This window comes from Yokenella regensburgei, assembly GCF_003634235.1.
GTDB classification, from domain to species: domain Bacteria; phylum Pseudomonadota; class Gammaproteobacteria; order Enterobacterales; family Enterobacteriaceae; genus Yokenella; species Yokenella regensburgei.
Window position 1 is genome coordinate 2,162,710 of sequence record NZ_RBIZ01000003.1, and the last position, 20,562, is coordinate 2,183,271.

The following is a 20,562-nucleotide window of genomic DNA, read 5'->3' on the forward strand; positions in this document are numbered from 1 at the left end:
GCGATGCGGGTCTTTTTTTGTTGCAACTACGGCTGAATCAGTTGTTGTTACTGCGAATTTCCTGCCAGATGCGATCGCATTTCGCTTTAACCGCCTGGTCGTTACCGGTACGGGTCGCCAGGATGCACTGCTGATAGTCCAGCGTGCGCACGGTTTCCTGATTAGCAAACTGCTCATGCGCCTTATCTTTTTTCAGCACATCCAGCACGCTTTGACAGGCAGAAATTTTGTCCGGATTACCTTCCGCCGTATTGATACAGGCGCTATAAGCTTCTTTCAGCTTGCTGTCTTCTTTAGGTGCAGGCGGTTGCGCACAGGCAACCAGACCCGAGGCCATCACAGCAATAAGAATGAGTTTTTTCATCATGTCGTCCTTATGTCAGGAGCGAGTCTCCCCGCCCCTGCCTGCATCAGAAAATGGTGAACGGAGCGATGACCATAAACTTCACGTCGCGCTCATCCTGGAAGATGTTGCCGTAACCGCCGCCCCAGCTTGGGATATCGGAGTGGTTGTCGTACTGAGTGAAGTGCAGTTTAAACAGCGTCCCTTTCGCACGACCTTCCTGTACGGTGTACATCGCATCAAGGCTGTAAGCCGACTCTTTAATTTTGTTAGACGCGTAATCTTCACGCTGACCGGCGCTGTTGATAAACCAGTCCGCTGGCTTGGCATCCCACGCATAGACGTAAGACGCACCTACCGCCCAGCCCGGCATATCCCAGTTCTTCAGGTCATACATGGCGCCGAAGAACACCGCTTTTTCACCGTTGGCGTTGAAGTCTGAGCGGTTATCCCACCAGATATCCAGACGACCGTTAGAGGAAGCGTAAGTTGGAGTCATGCGCTGCAGGAAGTAGCCCTGCTGGCCTTCCGCCTTCACCCAGGTTCCTTCCAGACGCAGGTCAACGACGTCAGCGACTTTGTAGCCGAAGGTCAACGCCTGCAGCCAGGCAGTACCGTCATAGATGTCGTTGATAGTGTTGTTAGCGACTTTATCGCGCGCGCCGTAGAACTGGTAGCTGGTAGAAAGCGGGGTACCGGCAACATCAAATTTGTAGCTGGCTTTAGCAAAGTACTGATCGACAAAACCTTGTGCCTGACCGAAAGCGGCTTCCAGCACCAGGTTGTTTTTAAAGTCGTACTTAGCACCGATGGAGTGCAGGTAGTCGACTTTGGTTTTCTTATCGTTCTGGTAGAAATTGTCGGTCTCAAGGTGCCATGGCGCCTTGTACTCGTTGGTCCACATGTAGGAGAAGCTCAGCGCACCATTGTCGCCGTAATCAAAATTAGCGCCCGCCTCTGCCCCCTGATAGGTACCCGGCATGAAGCTCCAGTGTGGAGCTAACAGGGTTTGTCCGGTCGGCTGGATATAACCAGCACGTGCCCAGGTCGGGCCATATTTGAATTTGGCCGCCGCTTTATACAGGCTGATACCGCTCTTATCGCCAGAATAATCTTCGTCGTAAGCTTTGTTGCTGGAGGAGAAAGCGATTTCGTTCGGGTGTCCACTTTCTGCTGATTCCGCCATTTCAATCGCGGTAAACGCCGCGATATCAATACCGAACATATCTGCCGCATAACCGGACTGGAAGTCCAGGTTGGCGTTCCAGGTAGAGTGAGAAAGGTTGGTTTTATATTTGTCGCCGTCGGTTACATCTTTACGGTCACGCTCACGCTGCCAGTAATAGATGCCGCCGGTTAACGTTGAATCATCGATGAAGCCTGCGGCGTGGGCCTGCGGAACTGCAACCCAGCCGGTGAGTGCGGTGACGCCTGCAATAGCCAGCGCCAGCGTACTACGTTTGCCACTGAACGTACGCATGTGTATATCCTCTTTGACTTTTAAATACGCCGTGGCAAAGGCCGACAGCGAGAAAAATATAAAAATTTTAAAAAGAGTAACGAAGAATGAACTTTTCCGCGTCACTGTGAACAGACTATTTTTCGCGACGCGAATTATCAATCCTTTTTCCGCACGAAAACACAAGATTATGACAAGGCGCACATATTTGATTGCGTTTTGTTACAAAGCCAAAAATTGAGTTGTTTTTGCCAAACCGCGGCTGACGCCGCCTCAGACGAAGCGGTAATAGAGGTGAATCGATTTTGTTACAGCGAGGAGAAATACGAAGATGATATTAATTTGCATCGCGAAAATGTAAAAAGCGCCGTACTTGACGGCGCTTTTGTTTGCTGACGACCTGTGGCTACGGCAATTATTCGCCGATTTTCGCCCAGGTATCACGCAGACCGACGGTGCGGTTAAACACCAGCTTGTCTGCGGTAGCAAGACGGCTGTCGAGGCAGAAGTAACCTTCACGCTCAAACTGGATAGCCTGACCCGCCTGCGCGTTTTTCAGGCCCGGTTCCGCGTAGCCCTGACGGATAACCAGAGACTCCGGGTTCATCACCGACAGGAAGTCTTCCGCCGCACCCGGGTTCGGCACGCTGAACAGACGATCGTACAGACGAATCTCAACCGGCAGCGCGTGTGCAGCGCTTACCCAGTGGATAACGCCTTTCACTTTACGACCATCAGCCGGATCTTTGCTCAGGGTGTCAGCGTCGTAGCTGCAGAAAATGGTGGTGATGTTGCCTTCAGCGTCTTTTTCTACACGCTCGGCTTTAATCACGTAAGCATTACGCAGACGAACTTCTTTACCCAGCACCAGACGCTTGTACTGCTTGTTCGCTTCTTCGCGGAAGTCAGCACGGTCGATCCAGATTTCACCGCTGAACGGTACTTCACGGCTGCCCATCTCCGGTTTGCTCGGATGGTTGGCCATGGTCACCATTTCGCTCGCGCCCTGCGGGTAGTTCTCGATAACCAGCTTAACCGGATCGATAACCGCCATCGCACGCGGGGCGTTTTCGTTGAGATCTTCACGAATGCAGGATTCCAGCGACGCCATCTCAATGGTGTTGTCCTGCTTGGTCACGCCAATGCGCTTGCAGAACTCACGGATAGATGCGGCGGTATAGCCACGACGACGCAGACCAGAGATGGTCGGCATACGCGGATCGTCCCAGCCCTCTACGTGCTTCTCGGTGACCAGCTGGTTCAGCTTACGCTTGGACATCACGGTGTATTCCAGATTCAGACGTGAGAACTCGTACTGACGCGGATGAACCGGGATAGAAATGTTGTCCAGCACCCAGTCATACAGACGACGGTTATCCTGGAACTCCAGGGTACACAGTGAATGGGTAATGCCTTCCAGCGCATCGCTGATGCAGTGGGTGAAGTCGTACATCGGGTAGATGCACCACTTGCTGCCGGTCTGGTGGTGATCGGCAAACTTAATGCGGTACAGCACCGGATCGCGCATCACAATAAACGGTGATGCCATGTCGATTTTGGCACGCAGGCAGGCTTTGCCTTCTTCAAAACCACCGGCACGCATTTTTTCGAACAGCGCGAGGTTCTCTTCCACGCTGCGATCGCGATATGGGCTGTTTTTACCCGGCTGAGTCAGGGTACCGCGGTATTCGCGGATCTGTTCTGCTGAGAGTTCATCGACGTAGGCCAGGCCCTTGTTGATAAGCTCAATCGCATACTGATGCAGCTGGTCGAAGTAGTCAGACGAGTAGCAAACTTTCCCGGCCCAGTGGAAACCTAACCATTGCACGTCGTTCTGAATGGACTCTACGTATTCGATATCTTCTTTCACCGGGTTGGTGTCATCGAAACGCAGGTTGCACAGGCCCTGATAGTCCTGAGCAATACCAAAGTTCAGACAGATAGACTTCGCATGACCGATATGCAGATAGCCGTTCGGCTCAGGCGGAAAGCGCGTGTGGATTGTGGTGTGCTTACCACTGGCCAGATCTTCATCGATGATCTGACGAATAAAGTTACTCGGGCGGGCTTCAGCCTCACTCATCGTGGATTCCTCAAAGCGTAAACAACATATAACGGAGCATGATCTTATAAGCCGGGCGAAGAGACAACTATTAGTTACGGAAAATACGTACTGGAAGGAATATATGGGGTTAATTGCTGCAAAAAAAAGCGGCGGAGGATCTCCCCCGCCGCTAAAGGCACAACTTTACTCAGGAACGATTACTTGCCTTTAATTTCGTACAGTGGTGTCTGGCCCGCAACGACGGAACCCTGCGCCTTGATGACCAGGCCGCTGAAGTCGTCGATGTTGCTGCAAACGACCGGGCTAATCATGGAGCGCGCATTCGCGTTCAGGAAATCCAGATCCATTTCGAGGATTGGCTGGCCTGCGGTCACTTCCGCACCCTCTTCCACCAGACGCTTAAAGCCTTCGCCGTTCAGCGCAACGGTATCGATACCCATGTGGACAACGATTTCCGCACCCTTCTCAGTTTCCAGGCAGAACGCGTGGTTGGTGTTGAAGATTTTCACGATGGTGCCGGCTGCCGGAGAAACGACCAGTTTTTCCGTCGGTTTCACTGCAATACCATCACCGACCGCTTTGCTGGCAAACGCTTCATCAGGCACCTGCTCCAGGGCAACAACGTCACCGGTTACCGGCGAAACGAGCGTTGCGATAGTCACGGCATTCGGTACTGCCTGCGGTTTTGCCGCGGCTGCTGCCGGAGCTGCTGCCGCTGGTGCGGCCTCTGCTGCGGAAACATGACCCGTAGTTTTCATGGCGTTAGCGATTTTCTCAGCCACGAAGCCAACGATAATCTGCACGCTGGTTTTGTTCAGGCGGATAACGCCAGACGCACCCAGACGTTTCGCCATCGCTTCGTTCACCAGGCTTGAGTCTTTCACATTCAGACGCAGACGGGTGATACAAGCATCGATACCGGTCAGGTTGTCAGAACCGCCGACTGCAGCGATATACTGACGAGCCAGTGCAGTCGCGTCCTGCTCTTTATCAGAGCTCACGTTCACGTCCTGACCATCGGCTTCGCTACCGGCAACCGCCAGCTCACGACCCGGAGTCATCAGGTTGAATTTAGTGATAGTGAAGCGGAACACCACGTAGTAGATAACGAAGAATACCAGGCCCTGCGGGATCAGCATCCACCAGTGAGTCGCCAGCGGGTTACGCGAGGACAGCACCATATCCACCAGCCCTGCGCTGAAGCCGAAACCGGCAATCCAGTGCATGCTCGCCGCGATGAACACGGAGATACCGGTCAGGAAGGCGTGGATAACGTACAGTACCGGTGCCACGAACATGAAGGAGAATTCCAGCGGCTCGGTGATACCAGTGAAGAAGGCTGCGAACGCGCCCGCCATCATGATACCCAGCACTTTCGCTTTGTTTTCCGGACGAGCACAGTGGTAGATAGCCAGCGCCGCACCCGGCAGACCGAACATCATAATCGGGAAGAAGCCCGCCTGGTAACGACCAGTGATACCCACTTCCGCTTTACCTGCTGCGATAGACTGCGCACCGCCAAGGAAGTTCGGGATATCGTTGATACCGGCTACGTCAAACCAGAATACGGAGTTCAGCGCGTGGTGCAGACCCACCGGGATCAGCAGACGGTTGAAGAACGCATACACGCCCGCACCGGCAGAGCCCAGTTTCTGGATGTGCTCACCGAAGTTCACCAGACCGTCGAAGATAACCGGCCAAATGTACATCATGATGAACGCTACCAGAATCATGACGAAAGACGTCAGAATAGGTACCAGACGGCGACCGCTGAAGAACGACAGCGCCTTCGGCAGCTCAACGCCGGAGAAGCGGTTGTACAGTTCAGCAGAAATGATACCGACCAGAATACCCACGAACTGGTTGTTGATCTTACCAAACGCCGCCGGAACCTGATCCGCCGGGATTTTTTGGATCATAGACACCGCTGCTGGCGAGCAGAGCGTCGTTAACACGAGGAAACCGACGAAGCCGGTCAGCGCCGCAGCGCCATCTTTATCTTTAGACATACCATAAGCCACACCAATGGCGAACAGTACGGACATGTTGTCGATGATAGCGGAGCCGGACTTAATGAAGAACGCCGCCAGCGCATTCCCACCACCCCAACCCACCGGGTCGATCCAGTAGCCGACACCCATCAGGATGGCTGCTGCTGGCAGCGTGGCCACTGGCACCATCAGTGCGCGACCAACTTTCTGTAAATAACCTAGAATACTCACTTTACTCCCCCTATGAGACCCCGTTCAGACTCATTCAAAGCCGTTTTTTATTGTGTGTAACAAACCTTGAAGCGTGGCGAATTATCACCTACGTTCAGAGTGTGTGAAAAATTAATTCGTATCGCAAATTAAACGCGTATTTTTTGTGATTATAATCACCAAATATCGTATTAACCCCTCCTAATCACTGGCTAACAGTGAAAACTTATTTTATCATTCAAAAAATCGATGCAGATTGATCCCACCTGGGAAAAACCAGTTACGCTTAACCATAGCTGACTTCAATCCGCCACCCTTTCAAATTAACTATAGAGGTGAATAATGAGACTGATTCCCCTGGCAACTGCTGAGCAAGTCGGTAAATGGGCTGCGCGTCACATCGTGAATCGCATCAATGCGTTCAAACCGACGGCTGACCGTCCGTTTGTGCTGGGTCTGCCGACCGGCGGCACGCCGTTGACCGCGTACAAAGCGCTGGTAGAAATGCATAAAGCAGGCCAGGTTAGCTTCAAGCACGTCGTCACCTTCAACATGGACGAGTACGTTGGTCTGCCGAAAGAACACCCGGAAAGCTACCACAGCTTCATGCATCGTAACTTCTTCGATCACGTTGATATTCCGGCAGAAAACATTAACCTTCTGAATGGTAATGCGCCTGATATTGACGCAGAATGCCGTCAGTATGAAGAAAAAATTCGTTCCTACGGTAAAATCCACCTGTTTATGGGCGGCGTAGGCAACGATGGTCACATCGCGTTCAACGAACCGGCTTCTTCTCTGGCTTCACGCACCCGTATTAAAACGCTGACCCACGATACCCGCGTTGCAAACTCTCGTTTCTTCGATGGCGATGTTAACCAGGTCCCTAAATACGCGCTGACCGTTGGCGTGGGCACCCTGCTTGACGCTGAAGAAGTGATGATTCTGGTGCTGGGCTCGCAGAAAGCACAGGCGCTGCAGGCGGCAGTTGAAGGCAACGTCAACCATATGTGGACCATTAGCTGTCTGCAGCTGCACCCGAAAGCGGTCATGGTGTGTGACGAACCGTCCACCATGGAGCTTAAGGTGAAAACGTTGAAATACTTCAACGAACTGGAAGCAGAAAACGTTAAAGGTCTTTGATTGAATTCCGTCCCCTCTCCGGGGGACGGTCGTATTTTTTGAAAACCGGGGGAGTTATGTACGCTTTAACCCATGGCCGAATTTATACCGGTCACGAAATTCTGGATGACCATGCGATTGTCGTCGCCGATGGCCTTATCGAACGAGTCTGTCCACTGGCTGACCTGCCGTCCGGGATCGAGCAACGCTCGGTCAATGGCGCCATTCTTGCCCCTGGTTTTATTGATGTGCAGCTGAACGGCTGTGGCGGCGTGCAGTTTAACGACTCACCGGACGCGGTCACCGTCAAAACGCTGGAAATCATGCAGCACGCGAATGAAAAATCCGGCTGCACCAGCTATCTGCCAACCCTCATCACCTCCAGCGATGAGCTGATGAAACAGGGTATCCGCGTAATGCGCGAGTACCTCGGCAAATATCCAAACCAGGCGCTGGGTTTACATCTCGAAGGCCCATGGCTGAACCTGGTGAAAAAAGGGACTCACAACCCGGATTACGTGCGTAAAGCCTCTCCGGAACTGGTGGATTACCTCTGCGATAATGCCGACGTCATTACCAAAGTGACCCTGGCACCAGAAATGGTTGAGCCGGAAGTAATAAGCAAGCTGGTGAAAGCCGGAATTGTTGTCTCCGCTGGCCACTCCAACGCGACGCTTAAAGAAGCAAAAATCGGCTTCCGTGCGGGTATCACCTTCGCAACGCATCTTTATAACGCTATGCCGTACATTACCGGCCGTGAGCCTGGTCTTGCTGGCGCGATTTTCGACGAGCCGGACGTATATTGCGGCATCATCGCCGACGGCCTGCACGTTGATTTTGCAAACGTTCGTAATGCCAAACGTCTGAAAGGCGATAAACTGTGCCTCGTCACCGATGCAACCGCTCCGGCGGGTGCTAACATTGAACAGTTCATTTTTGCTGGTAAAACAATATACTACCGTAATGGACTGTGCGTAGATGAGAACGGCACCCTTAGCGGATCCTCCCTGACAATGATTGAAGGGGTTCGCAATCTGGTTGAGCACTGCGGCATTGCGCTGGACGAAGTTCTGCGTATGGCCACGCTCTATCCGGCACGCGCGATTGGCGTCGACAAGCAGCTTGGCAGCATTGCCCCTGGCATGGTGGCCAACCTGACCGCGTTCACTCGCGATTATAAAATCACTAAGACCATCGTTAATGGTAACGAGGTCGTCACTGAGTAAGTAAAAGTATGACACCAGGCGGACAAGCTCAAATTGGCAATGTTGACCTCGTAAAACAACTGAACAGCGCGGCCGTGTACCGCCTGATCGATCAACACGGCCCTATTTCGCGCATCCAGATTGCGGAACAAAGCCAGCTTGCTCCCGCCAGTGTGACAAAAATCACACGTCAGCTTATTGAGCGCGGCCTGATCAAAGAAGTCGATCAGCAGGCCTCCACCGGAGGACGCCGCGCCATCTCCATCGTCACTGAAACCCGAAATTTCCACGCCATCGGCGTCCGTCTGGGCCGCCACGATACCACCCTTACGCTGTATGATTTGAGCAGCAAAGTGGTGGCGGAAGAACACTACCCGCTCCCCGAGCGTACCCAGGAAACCCTGGAGCACGCGCTGCTGAACACCATTGCGCTGTTTATCGACAACTGTCAGCGCAAAATCCGCGAGCTGATTGCCATTTCCGTTATTCTGCCAGGCCTGGTTGACCCGGAAAGCGGTGTTATTCGCTATATGCCACATATCGCGGTGGAGAACTGGGGCCTGGTTGAGGCGCTGGAAAAACGATTCAAAGTCACCTGCTTTGTGGGGCACGATATCCGCAGTCTTGCGCTGGCGGAGCACTATTTCGGTGCAAGTCAGGACTGCGAAGACTCTATTCTGGTGCGCGTTCACCGGGGTACCGGTGCCGGGATCATCTCCAACGGGCGTATTTTTATCGGCCGTAACGGCAACGTTGGCGAGATTGGCCACATTCAGGTCGACCCACTTGGGGAACGTTGCCATTGTGGCAACTTCGGCTGTCTGGAGACGGTTGCCGCCAACGCGGCTATTGAGCAACGCGTTCGCCATCTGCTTGAGCAGGGCTACCAGAGCCGGGTGACGCTTGATGACTGCAACATTAAAGCCATCTGCAAAGCCGCTAACAAAGGCGATGCCCTCGCCAGTGAAGTTATCGAGCACGTGGGTCGCCACCTGGGTAAAACCATCGCCATCGCCATTAACCTCTTTAACCCACAAAAAGTGGTGATCGCCGGAGAAATTGTCGAAGCCGAGCGCGTTCTGCTGCCCGCCATTGAAGGTTGCATTAACACCCAGGCGCTGCAGGCGTTTCGTCAGAACCTGCCGGTAGTGCGCTCCACTCTCGACCACCGTTCCGCCATAGGCGCATTCGCACTGGTAAAACGCGCCATGCTTAACGGTATCCTCCTCCAGCATTTGCTGGAAAGTTAAAGCAGTCTTATAGTTACGCCTCTTTTAAAGACGTTGAGCCAGGGTAGTCCATGACCATTAAAAATGTTATTTGCGATATTGACGGCGTGCTGATGCACGATAACGTTGCGGTACCGGGGGCAGCGGAGTTCCTCACCCGCATCCTTGAGAACGGACTGCCGCTGGTATTGCTGACCAACTACCCTTCCCAGACTGGCCAGGATCTTGCTAACCGCTTCGCCACTGCAGGCGTTCATGTTCCGGACAGCGTGTTTTACACGTCGGCCATGGCGACGGCAGACTTCCTGCGTCGTCAGGAGGGAAAAAAAGCCTACGTTGTAGGTGAAGGTGCATTGATTCACGAGCTGTATAAAGCCGGATTCACCATCACCGACGTCAACCCGGATTTCGTTATCGTCGGTGAAACCCGCTCCTACAACTGGGAAATGATGCACAAAGCCGCCTTCTTCGTGGCTAACGGCGCGCGCTTTATCGCCACCAACCCGGATACCCATGGCCGTGGTTACTATCCGGCCTGTGGCGCGCTGTGCGCCGGTATTGAGAAAATTTCGGGTCGTAAACCGTTCTACGTCGGTAAGCCTAGCCCATGGATTATTCGCGCCGCGCTGAACAAAATGCAGGCCCATTCCGAGCAGACGGTCATCGTTGGCGACAATCTGCGGACGGATATTCTGGCCGGTTTCCAGGCGGGTCTCGAAACCATCCTCGTGCTTTCGGGGGTTTCTACCATGGATGACATCGACAGCATGCCGTTCCGCCCATCCTGGATTTACCCGTCCGTTGCGGAAATCGACGTCATCTGACCCTATCTGGCCGGAGAGCGCCTAGCGAATCCGGCCAATTATCATTTCATCAAAAAAATACGTCCTACATTGCATATTCATCAATAACTGGCGTTAATCGCCACGCTTTTTTTAGTATTCCTCAGCCCTTATTGCGTTATTTTTGTTTCCTCTGCCAAAGCTATTGCGCCTTCCCTCCCTTTGCGGCATTTTCACTAGTAAGCAAATTACACAACAGCACCACGCAACAGGTTAACGGAGAAGTCTATGTGTTCTATTTTCGGTGTACTGGATATCAAAACGGATGCGGGCGAGCTGCGCAAAAAAGCGCTGGAGCTCTCCCGCCTGATGCGCCATCGTGGCCCGGACTGGTCCGGCATTTACGCCAGCGATAACGCCATCCTCGCCCACGAACGTCTGTCAATTGTTGACGTCAACGCAGGCGCCCAGCCGCTGTACAACGAAAAGAAAACTCATGCGCTGGCGGTTAACGGTGAAATCTACAACCATCAGGCACTGCGTGCGGAATACGGCGATCGATACACCTTCCAGACCGGCTCAGACTGCGAAGTTATCCTTGCGCTGTATCAGGAAAAAGGCCCGGCATTCCTCGACGATCTGCAGGGTATGTTTGCCTTTGTCCTCTACGATAGCGAAAAAGACGCGTATCTGATCGGCCGCGATCATATCGGGATCATCCCGCTGTATATGGGCCATGACGAACACGGCAACCTGTTTGTCGCCTCTGAAATGAAGGCGCTGGTGCCGGTGTGTCGCACCATTAAAGAGTTCCCGGCCGGCAGCTACCTGTGGAGCCAGGACGGTGAGATCCGTTCTTACTATCAGCGCGACTGGTTTGACTATGACGCGGTGAAAGACAACGTTACCGATAAAAATGCCCTGCGCCAGGCGCTGGAAGACTCGGTGAAGAGCCACCTGATGTCTGACGTTCCTTATGGTGTGCTGCTGTCAGGTGGTCTGGATTCCTCCGTTATCTCGGCTATCACCAAGAAATATGCCGCTCGTCGCGTGGAAGATCAGGAGCGAACAGAGGCCTGGTGGCCGCAGCTGCACTCCTTCGCCGTCGGCCTTGAAGGCGCACCCGATCTGAAAGCCGCACAGGAGGTGGCAAACCACCTCGGTACCGTGCATCACGAGATCCACTTCACCGTGCAGGAAGGTCTGGATGCGATCCGCGATGTTATCTATCACATCGAAACTTATGACGTGACCACCATCCGCGCCTCGACGCCGATGTACCTGATGTCGCGTAAAATCAAGGCGATGGGCATCAAGATGGTGCTGTCGGGCGAAGGCTCTGACGAAGTGTTTGGCGGCTATCTCTACTTCCACAAAGCGCCGGATGCCAAAGAGCTGCATGAAGAAACCGTGCGTAAGCTGCAGGCGCTGCATATGTTCGACTGCGCCCGCGCTAACAAAGCGATGTCTGCCTGGGGTGTGGAAGCCCGCGTGCCGTTCCTCGACAAGAAGTTCCTCGACGTGGCCATGCGCATCAACCCGCAGGATAAGATGTGCGGCAACGGCAAGATGGAAAAACACGTGCTGCGCGAATGCTTCGAATCCTACCTGCCGGCAAGCGTGGCGTGGCGTCAGAAAGAGCAGTTCTCCGACGGCGTAGGCTACAGCTGGATTGATACGCTGAAGGAAGTGGCGGCAAAACAGGTCAGCGATCAACAGCTTGAAACCGCCGGCTTCCGCTTCCCATACAACACGCCGGGTTCAAAAGAAGCGTACCTGTACCGTGAGATCTTCGAAGAACTGTTCCCGGTACCCAGTGCCGCTGAATGTGTGCCAGGTGGTCCTTCCGTCGCCTGCTCTTCCGCGAAAGCCATTGAGTGGGATGAAGCCTTCAAAACCATGAACGATCCTTCGGGTCGTGCCGTGGGTGTGCATCAGTCTGCTTACCAGTAAAAGTGCTGAAATTACGGCCAGGGCCCTGCGGGGCCCTTTGTTGTTTTTGCTCAGCAAAATTGAGAAATAACCAATAATTGCCGAATAATGCACCACGCTGTTCGCAACCTAACCAAACAGTCACATTCCGGGTATTTTCCGTTAAAAAGGAGTTGACGCTACAAGGCTCAATACGCATAATGCGCCCCGCAACGCCGATAAGGTAACGCGAAAAAAGATGGCTACGTAGCTCAGTTGGTTAGAGCACATCACTCATAATGATGGGGTCACAGGTTCGAATCCCGTCGTAGCCACCATCTTTTTGCGGGAGTGGCGAAATTGGTAGACGCACCAGATTTAGGTTCTGGCGCCGCAAGGTGTGCGAGTTCAAGTCTCGCCTCCCGCACCATTCCCATAAAAGCGTTGCACGGATGGGGTATCGCCAAGCGGTAAGGCACCGGTTTTTGATACCGGCATTCCCTGGTTCGAATCCAGGTACCCCAGCCATTTTTTCATCGATGTACTGACGTACCTGTTGTTGGGGTATCGCCAAGCGGTAAGGCACCGGTTTTTGATACCGGCATTCCCTGGTTCGAATCCAGGTACCCCAGCCAGTCGATGAATGCAGTACATGGCTACGTAGCTCAGTTGGTTAGAGCACATCACTCATAATGATGGGGTCACAGGTTCGAATCCCGTCGTAGCCACCAAATTCGGTTACTTTTGATTATTCATAAGTACCAAAAGAAATTGTTGGGGTATCGCCAAGCGGTAAGGCTCTGGTTTCTGATACCAGCATTCCGAGGTTCGAATCCTCGTACCCCAGCCAATTTAAAAAGTCGTTATACTGTTAGTCTAACGCACCCTGTTGGGGTATCGCCAAGCGGTAAGGCTCTGGTTTCTGATACCAGCATTCCGAGGTTCGAATCCTCGTACCCCAGCCATTAAAAACAAAAAAGCTCGCTTCGGCGGGCTTTTTTGTTTTTAGCATTTGTGCTTTCAATTCCCCCTCACACATCAGGAAAGGGGGATCGGTGAGTTACAGCCCTAGCGCATACTTCAGCGCCTGACGCTTCAGCCCCCCCGCACGTTCCGCCGCCATCAGGCCGATATTACGCAAAACCCGCACCGGACCTAAATCATTGCTGAACCCGGCATAGAACAGATCCATCCCCGACTGCATCAGGTAATTATCTGCCATGCGCCGCGTCTGGTAGCGCTTAAGCACATGATGGCTGTGCCAGGCCTCTCCGTGACTGCGCGCGCTGGTTAACACGTCCAGCAGAGCATCCACGTCACGGTAGCCAAGGTTAACACCCTGCCCGGCCAGCGGGTGAATGGTGTGCGCCGCATCCCCCACCAGCGCAAGCCCGGGCTGGACATACTGCAGCGCATGGCGACGGGTCAGAGGAAAGGCACCTGCGGCAATCGGCGTCACGTGTCCCAGACGCGCCGGGAAGACATGTTCTATCTCCTGTTGCAGCTGCGCCATCGACAGCGTCTGAAGCTTGCGGATGCGTGCAGGCGCGTCATACCACACCAGCGATGCCCAGTTATCAAAGAGCGGAAGGAAAGCCCGGGGCCCCTCCGGCGTAAACTGCTGCCAGGTGCTGTCACCTGGATCCTCTTCGCACCGCACGGTAATCAGCATGCATGACTGTTGATATTGCCAGGCATGAATGCCAATCCCCGCCATCTGTCGCACCTGCGACGTTGCGCCATCGGCGCCGATGACCAGCTTCGCGGCAAGGTCGGTATCATCAGCAAACAGCAGTTGGTGCATTTCGCCATCGTGCAGTAGCGAAGTGAGCGTAGCCGGCGTTTTTAACGTCACCTGCGGATGTTCTGCCAGTCCCTGCCACAGTGCGCGTTGCAAAACGTGGTTTTCCACCATATGGCCCAACAGCGGTAGCTTGAGCTCGGAAGCGTCGAACACCACATGGGCATTTTCCCATTCCCAGGTTTCGAGGTGGCGATAAGGGTGACTGCGCATCTCTCGCACCGCCTCCCACACGCCAAGGCTTTTCAACAAAGAGACCGAGGCGGCGCTGATAGCCGAAATCCGCACATCCGGCGGCGCCAGCGGGTCAAACTCCGGCGGCGCGCTCTGCTCGATAACCGTCACCGCAAAACCATGCTGTGCCAGCCCCAGCGCCAGTGCGCTCCCGACCATCCCGCCCCCAACAATGGCGACATCCGTTAGTTGATTACTCATGGTGACTTGTCCTTAAACCCGAATACCTTAAGTTTACCGGATTTTTACTCGCTTGAGGCCAGAGTGTGACCTGACATCGCGATCAATGGCGGGCCGCGACTGGTCACACCCGCCGCAAAGCATTACACTATGCGGCCTGCATTCCTGGCTTTTAACTGAGCACGAGCAAGTCGATGACAAAAAAACTCCACATAAAAACCTGGGGCTGTCAGATGAACGAATACGATTCATCAAAGATGGCCGATCTGCTGGATGCCACCCACGGGTACCAACTCACCGAAGTGGCGGAAGAAGCGGATGTGCTGCTGCTTAACACCTGCTCCATTCGTGAGAAGGCTCAGGAGAAAGTCTTCCATCAGTTGGGTCGCTGGAAGCTCCTCAAAGAGAAGAATCCGGAGATCATTATTGGCGTTGGCGGCTGCGTGGCTTCTCAGGAAGGCGAGCATATTCGGCAGCGCGCCCATTACGTCGATATCATCTTTGGGCCGCAAACCCTGCACCGTTTGCCGGAGATGATTAACGCCGTGCGCGGCACCCGCAGCCCGGTCGTCGACATTAGCTTCCCGGAAATCGAAAAATTCGATCGTCTGCCGGAACCGCGCGCCGATGGTCCGACCGCATTCGTATCAATCATGGAAGGCTGCAACAAATATTGCACCTACTGCGTGGTCCCCTACACCCGTGGTGAAGAAGTGAGCCGTCCAAGTGACGACATCCTGTTTGAAATCGCCCAACTGGCGGCGCAGGGCGTGCGCGAAGTTAACCTGCTTGGCCAGAACGTCAACGCCTGGCGTGGCGAAAACTACGACGGTAGCATCGGCACCTTCGCCGAGCTGCTGCGCCTGGTCGCGGCTATCGACGGCATCGACCGTATCCGCTTTACCACCAGCCACCCGATCGAGTTTACCGACGACATTATCGATGTCTATCGTGATACCCCGGAGCTGGTGAGCTTCCTGCATCTACCGGTGCAAAGTGGTTCCGACCGCGTATTGAACCTGATGAGCCGTACGCACACCGCACTGGAGTACAAGGCCACTATCCGTAAGCTTCGCGAAGCGCGCCCGGATATTCAGATTAGCTCTGACTTCATCGTCGGCTTCCCGGGAGAAACCACCCAGGACTTCGAGCAGACCATGAAGCTGATTGCCGAGATCAACTTCGACGTGAGCTTTAGCTTTGTCTTCTCTGCCCGTCCAGGGACGCCGGCTGCCGATATGGTGGACGATGTGCCGGAAGAAGAGAAAAAGCAGCGTCTGTATATTCTGCAGGATCGCATCAACCAGCAGGCGATGGCGTGGAGCCGTCGTATGCTCGGCACCACCCAGCGTATTCTGGTGGAAGGCACCTCGCGTAAGAGCATCATGGAGCTTTCAGGACGCACCGAGAACAACCGCGTGGTGAACTTTGAAGGCACTCCGGAGATGATCGGCAAGTTTGTGGACGTAGAGATTGTCGACGTTTACACCAACTCCTTGCGCGGCAAGCTGGTGCGTACCGAGGATGAAATGGGTCTGCGCGTTGTGGAAACGCCGGAGTCGGTTATTGCCCGCACCCGTAAAGAGAACGACCTGGGCGTGGGAACCTATCAGCCCTGATCCCAGCGGCCTGTCCGTCCCGGGCAGGCCCTTGCATTTCCCCCACCCTGCCCCCATCTGCAGAGAGTTGCTTGCACCTTTTCCAGGTGCCGTGAATAATTCCCTTAAGAGGCTCGTCGCCCGAGAGCCAGAAATGCGATTCGTATCTGGCAATACCCATAAAAGAGGAACAGATTGAACATAGAAACCCGAGAAATTAGCCTGGAGCCAGCGGACAACGAACGCCTGCTGGGCCTTTGTGGCCCGTTTGATGACAACATCAAACATCTGGAACGACGTCTTGGTATCGAAATCAACCGCCGCGACAACCACTTCAAACTGACTGGGCGCGCCATCTGCGTCAACGCCGCGGCGGACATTCTGCGCAGTCTGTACGTTGATACCGCCCCGATGCGCGGACAGATTCAGGATATTGAGCCGGAGAAAATCCACCTCGCGGTTAAAGAAGCGCGCGTGCTGGAGCAAAGCGCCGACAGCGTGCCGGAGTTCGGCAAAGCTATCCACATCAAGACCAAGCGTGGCGTGATTAAACCACGCACGCCGAATCAGGCGCAGTACATCGCCAATATCCTCGACCACGACATTACCTTCGGCGTTGGCCCTGCGGGAACCGGTAAAACCTACCTCGCGGTTGCAGCGGCCGTAGATGCCCTGGAGCGTCAGGAAATTCGTCGTATCCTGCTGACTCGCCCGGCGGTTGAAGCCGGTGAAAAGCTCGGCTTCCTGCCGGGTGACCTGAGCCAGAAAGTCGACCCTTATTTACGCCCGCTGTACGACGCACTGTTCGAGATGCTGGGCTTCGAAAAAGTCGAGAAGCTGATGGAGCGCAACGTGATTGAGGTTGCCCCGCTCGCCTACATGCGTGGTCGTACGTTAAATGATGCTTTCATCATTCTTGATGAAAGCCAGAACACCACCATCGAACAGATGAAGATGTTCCTGACCCGTATCGGCTTTAACTCGAAAGCAGTGATTACCGGCGACGTGACGCAGATTGACCTGCCGCGCAGCACCAAATCCGGCCTGCGCCACGCCATTGAAGTGCTGGCTGAAGTCGATGAAATTAGCTTTAACTTTTTCCACAGCGAAGACGTGGTGCGCCATCCGGTCGTGGCCCGTATCGTGACCGCCTATGAGGCGTGGGAAGAGGCCGACCAAAAACGTAAAGCCGAGCAGGCCGCCGAGCGTAAACGCGAAGCCCTGCTGGCACAGGAGCAAAAATGAGTCAGGTGATCCTCGATCTACAACCGGCCTGTGAAAACAACGATGGCCTGCCGGAAGAGGCCCAGTTTCAGGCCTGGCTTAACGCGGTGATCCCGCAGTTCCAGGAGGAGTCAGAAGTGACTATCCGCCTGGTGGATGAAGCCGAAAGCCACGAGTTAAACCTGACCTACCGTGGAAAGGACAAGCCAACCAACGTGCTCTCTTTCCCGTTTGAAGCCCCACCGGGTATCGAGCTGCCGCTGCTGGGCGATCTCATCATCTGTCGCCAGGTTGTTGAACAGGAAGCCAAAGAGCAAGGTAAACCGCTTGAGGCCCACTGGGCGCACATGGTAGTGCACGGTAGCCTGCATCTGCTGGGCTACGACCACATTGAAGATGAAGAAGCTGAAGAAATGGAAAGCCTCGAAACAGAGATAATGCTTGCTCTGGGCTATGAGGATCCGTACATTTCCGAGAAAGAATAGTCCGTCATGCCGTCTGCGCTGAATTTACGCGAGGCGGCGAATTTTATATCAACATGAGAACCCAAACGACGCCATGAGCGACGACAATTCACACAGTAGCGACACCCTGAACAGTAAGAAGGGATTCTTCTCCCTGCTCCTGAGCCAGCTCTTTCACGGCGAACCCAAAAACCGTGACGATCTGCTGGCGCTGATCCGTGACTCCGGGCAGAACGACCTTATCGACGAAGATACGCGCGATATGCTCGAAGGGGTAATGGACATCGCCGAACAACGCGTTCGCGATATCATGATCCCCCGCTCACAGATGATTACCCTGAAACGTAACCAGACGCTGGACGAATGCCTTGATGTCATCATCGAGTCTGCCCACTCTCGTTTCCCGGTGATCAGTGAAGATAAAGATCACATTGAAGGGATTCTGATGGCTAAAGATCTGCTGCCGTTTATGCGCAGCGATGCCGAAGCCTTCAGCATGGATAAAGTGTTACGCCAGGCGGTGGTTGTACCTGAAAGCAAGCGGGTTGACCGCATGCTGAAAGAATTCCGTTCGCAGCGCTATCATATGGCTATCGTTATCGATGAGTTCGGTGGGGTGTCTGGTCTGGTGACCATTGAAGACATTCTTGAGCTTATCGTGGGCGAAATTGAAGATGAGTATGACGAAGAGGAAGATATCGATTTTCGTCAGCTAAGCCGCCACACCTGGACCGTGCGCGCGCTGGCTTCCATTGAAGACTTCAACGACACCTTCGACACCCACTTCAGCGATGAAGAGGTAGACACTATCGGCGGTCTGGTGATGCAGGCATTCGGGCATCTTCCGGCGCGCGGTGAGTCGATTGACATCGATGGTTACCAGTTTAAGGTCGCGATGGCCGACAGTCGCCGTATTATTCAGGTTCATGTCAAACTTCCGGACGACGCACCACAACCGAAGCTGGAAGATTAATTTAACGGGAAGACAAATCTAAATGGCATTTGCCTCTCTTCTTCAACGCCAGCGCGTGCGCTTACTGCTGGCGTTACTTTTCGGGGCCAGCGGTACGCTGGCTTTTTCACCTTACGATTTCTGGCCTGCGGCCCTGGTTTCGCTCTTCGGGCTACAGGCCTTAACCCTCGACCGGCGTCCGCTGCAAAGCGCCTGGATTGGCTATGCCTGGGGATTTGGCCTCTTCGGCACCGGCATTAACTGGGTTTACGTCAGTATCGCCCAGTTCGGCGGTATGCCTGGGCCGGTTAACATCTTCCTCGTCGTGCTGCTGGCGGCATATCTGTCGCTCTACACCGGTCTGTTTGCCGGTGTGCTCTCGCGCCTGTGGCCGAAAACCAGCTGGCTGCGGGTGGCGATTGCCGCACCGGTCGTCTGGCAGGTCACCGAGTTTCTGCGCGGCTGGGTGCTCACCGGCTTCCCGTGGCTGCAGTTTGGTTACAGCCAGATTGACGGCCCGCTGAAGGGGCTGGCACCGGTAATGGGCGTGGAGGCCATTAACTTCCTGCTGATGATGGTGAGCGGCCTGCTGGCGCTGGCGGTCGTACGCCGTTGCTGGCGTCCGTTGGTCATTGCCGTGGTGCTGTTCGCTCTGCCCTTCCCGCTGCGCTACATCCAGTGGTATCAGCTGTTGCCGGAACGTGCAACACAGGTATCGATGGTGCAGGGCAACATCCCGCAGTCGCTGAAGTGGGACGAAGGCCAACTGGTCAATACGCTCAAGATTTATCTCGACGCCACCGAGAAGGTCATGGGCAAGTCGCAGCTGATTATCTGGCCCGAATCCGCCATTCCGGATCTCGAAATCAACCAGCAGCGTCTGCTCAGCATGATGGACGATATGCTGCGCGCCAAAAACAGCTCGCTGATTACCGGAATTGTCGATTCACGTCTTAACAGCAAGAATCGCTACGATACCTACAACACCATTATCACGCTTGGCAAAGACAATCCGTACAGCTACAACTCCGCCGACCGCTACAACAAGAACCACCTCGTGCCGTTCGGCGAGTTTGTGCCGCTGGAGTCAATTCTGCGTCCGCTGGCGCCGTTCTTTGACCTGCCGATGTCATCCTTCAGCCGTGGAGCCTACGTTCAGCCTCAGCTGAGTGCACACAACCTGAAGCTGACCGCCGCTATCTGCTACGAGATTATTCTTGGCGAACAGGTGCGGGATAACTTCCGTCCGGACACCGACTTCCTGCTGACCATCTCTAACGATGCCTGGTTCGGTCAGTCTATCGGCCCGTGGCAGCATTTCCAGATGGCGCGAATGCGTGCGCTGGAGCTGGCGCGTCCACTGCTGCGCAGCACCAACAACGGGATTACCGCCGTGATTGGCCCGCGCGGCGAAATTCAGGCGATGATCCCGCAGTTCACCCGCGAGGTGCTGACCACCAAAGTCACCCCCACCAGCGGGCTTACACCGTATGCCCGAACCGGCAACTGGCCACTGTGGCTAATTACCGCCCTGTTCGGCTTTGGTGCGCTGTTGATGAGCCTGCGTAACCGACGTTAAGTTTAACCCCCTCTCCCCACGGGAGAGGGGGGATTCGCGCCTTCTCCCTTCCTCGCCATTCTGGCACAGCAATTGCTTTTATAAATCAGGCTGCTGCGTAACACGCATAAGCGCAACCGGGTTGCACCAGCACGGTACACGGGTAGCACCATTCGAGTGCAAACAGACTTTTTTGCCTCGAAACGGTGCGGCGCACTTCGCAAAAACAAACAA

At 54.4% G+C, this 20,562-nt stretch carries 15 protein-coding genes and 7 tRNA genes; 17 read left to right on the forward strand and 5 right to left on the reverse strand.

The window, feature by feature from the left end; translation table 11 throughout:
- Window positions 1–37: 37 nt before the first annotated feature.
- The 4 genes from C7387_RS10585 to nagE all read right to left on the reverse strand — a co-directional run bounded on the left by C7387_RS10585 (window position 38) and on the right by nagE (window position 6,089).
- A complete protein-coding gene (locus C7387_RS10585) occupies window positions 38–364 on the reverse strand; it encodes a ChiQ/YbfN family lipoprotein (RefSeq protein ID WP_038254787.1) in 327 nt (108 codons plus the stop codon).
- A 46-nt stretch (window positions 365–410) separates the two neighbouring features.
- Window positions 411–1,823 (reverse strand): chitoporin ChiP, encoded by a 1,413-nt coding sequence (chiP, locus tag C7387_RS10590; protein ID WP_038254785.1) that lies wholly within the window; start codon window positions 1,821–1,823, stop codon window positions 411–413.
- A 394-nt stretch (window positions 1,824–2,217) separates the two neighbouring features.
- The gene (gene glnS, locus C7387_RS10600) at window positions 2,218–3,885 is read right to left on the reverse strand and encodes a glutamine--tRNA ligase (RefSeq protein WP_006819037.1); all 1,668 of its coding nucleotides are present in this window, start codon (window positions 3,883–3,885) and stop codon (window positions 2,218–2,220) included.
- 179 nt (window positions 3,886–4,064) lie between these two features.
- Window positions 4,065–6,089, reverse strand: a complete 2,025-nt coding sequence (gene nagE / locus C7387_RS10605) for an N-acetylglucosamine-specific PTS transporter subunit IIBC (RefSeq protein WP_040903406.1) — start codon at window positions 6,087–6,089, stop codon at window positions 4,065–4,067.
- A gap of 321 nt (window positions 6,090–6,410) precedes the next feature.
- On the opposite strand from nagE, the gene nagB reads away from it, so the two are divergent.
- The 12 genes from nagB to C7387_RS10670 all read left to right on the forward strand — a co-directional run bounded on the left by nagB (window position 6,411) and on the right by C7387_RS10670 (window position 13,282).
- Window positions 6,411–7,211, forward strand: coding sequence for a glucosamine-6-phosphate deaminase (gene nagB, locus C7387_RS10610; RefSeq protein ID WP_006819035.1), 801 nt, complete (start codon window positions 6,411–6,413; stop codon window positions 7,209–7,211).
- 56 nt (window positions 7,212–7,267) lie between these two features.
- A complete protein-coding gene (nagA, locus tag C7387_RS10615) occupies window positions 7,268–8,416 on the forward strand; it encodes an N-acetylglucosamine-6-phosphate deacetylase (protein ID WP_006819034.1) in 1,149 nt (382 codons plus the stop codon).
- 8 nt (window positions 8,417–8,424) lie between these two features.
- The gene (nagC, locus tag C7387_RS10620; RefSeq protein WP_006819033.1) at window positions 8,425–9,645 is read left to right on the forward strand and encodes a DNA-binding transcriptional regulator NagC; all 1,221 of its coding nucleotides are present in this window, start codon (window positions 8,425–8,427) and stop codon (window positions 9,643–9,645) included.
- A gap of 50 nt (window positions 9,646–9,695) precedes the next feature.
- Window positions 9,696–10,448, forward strand: a complete 753-nt coding sequence (nagD, locus tag C7387_RS10625) for a ribonucleotide monophosphatase NagD (RefSeq protein WP_006819032.1) — start codon at window positions 9,696–9,698, stop codon at window positions 10,446–10,448.
- A 246-nt stretch (window positions 10,449–10,694) separates the two neighbouring features.
- Window positions 10,695–12,359: an asparagine synthase B gene (gene asnB, locus C7387_RS10630; RefSeq protein ID WP_120816638.1), complete on the forward strand. Its 1,665-nt coding sequence runs from the start codon at window positions 10,695–10,697 to the stop codon at window positions 12,357–12,359.
- Window positions 12,360–12,578: 219 nt separating this feature from the next.
- Window positions 12,579–12,655: transfer RNA gene (locus C7387_RS10640), tRNA-Met, on the forward strand.
- Between the two features lie 7 nt (window positions 12,656–12,662).
- A tRNA-Leu gene (locus C7387_RS10645) sits at window positions 12,663–12,747 on the forward strand.
- A gap of 23 nt (window positions 12,748–12,770) precedes the next feature.
- A tRNA-Gln gene (locus C7387_RS10650) sits at window positions 12,771–12,845 on the forward strand.
- Between the two features lie 32 nt (window positions 12,846–12,877).
- Window positions 12,878–12,952, forward strand: a tRNA-Gln gene (locus C7387_RS10655).
- A 19-nt stretch (window positions 12,953–12,971) separates the two neighbouring features.
- Window positions 12,972–13,048, forward strand: a tRNA-Met gene (locus C7387_RS10660).
- A gap of 44 nt (window positions 13,049–13,092) precedes the next feature.
- Window positions 13,093–13,167, forward strand: a tRNA-Gln gene (locus C7387_RS10665).
- 40 nt (window positions 13,168–13,207) lie between these two features.
- A tRNA-Gln gene (locus C7387_RS10670) sits at window positions 13,208–13,282 on the forward strand.
- 95 nt (window positions 13,283–13,377) lie between these two features.
- Here the strand turns inward: C7387_RS10670 and ubiF are convergent.
- Window positions 13,378–14,553 (reverse strand): 3-demethoxyubiquinol 3-hydroxylase, encoded by a 1,176-nt coding sequence (gene ubiF / locus C7387_RS10675; RefSeq protein ID WP_120816639.1) that lies wholly within the window; start codon window positions 14,551–14,553, stop codon window positions 13,378–13,380.
- Window positions 14,554–14,726: 173 nt separating this feature from the next.
- On the opposite strand from ubiF, the gene miaB reads away from it, so the two are divergent.
- From miaB to lnt, 5 genes are all read left to right on the forward strand, one after another.
- Entirely contained in the window at window positions 14,727–16,151 is a 1,425-nt protein-coding gene (gene miaB / locus C7387_RS10680; RefSeq protein ID WP_006819029.1) for a tRNA (N6-isopentenyl adenosine(37)-C2)-methylthiotransferase MiaB, read from the forward strand.
- 174 nt (window positions 16,152–16,325) lie between these two features.
- Window positions 16,326–17,375, forward strand: a complete 1,050-nt coding sequence (locus tag C7387_RS10685; RefSeq protein WP_038254750.1) for a PhoH family protein — start codon at window positions 16,326–16,328, stop codon at window positions 17,373–17,375.
- Complete coding sequence (ybeY, locus tag C7387_RS10690; protein ID WP_006819027.1) at window positions 17,372–17,839, forward strand: rRNA maturation RNase YbeY; 468 nt, start codon at window positions 17,372–17,374, stop codon at window positions 17,837–17,839. Before C7387_RS10685 ends, ybeY begins: the two co-directional genes overlap by 4 nt.
- Window positions 17,840–17,912: 73 nt before the next feature.
- Complete coding sequence (gene corC, locus C7387_RS10695; protein ID WP_006819026.1) at window positions 17,913–18,791, forward strand: CNNM family magnesium/cobalt transport protein CorC; 879 nt, start codon at window positions 17,913–17,915, stop codon at window positions 18,789–18,791.
- 22 nt (window positions 18,792–18,813) lie between these two features.
- Complete coding sequence (gene lnt, locus C7387_RS10700) at window positions 18,814–20,349, forward strand: apolipoprotein N-acyltransferase (protein ID WP_006819025.1); 1,536 nt, start codon at window positions 18,814–18,816, stop codon at window positions 20,347–20,349.
- Window positions 20,350–20,562 lie beyond the last annotated feature (213 nt).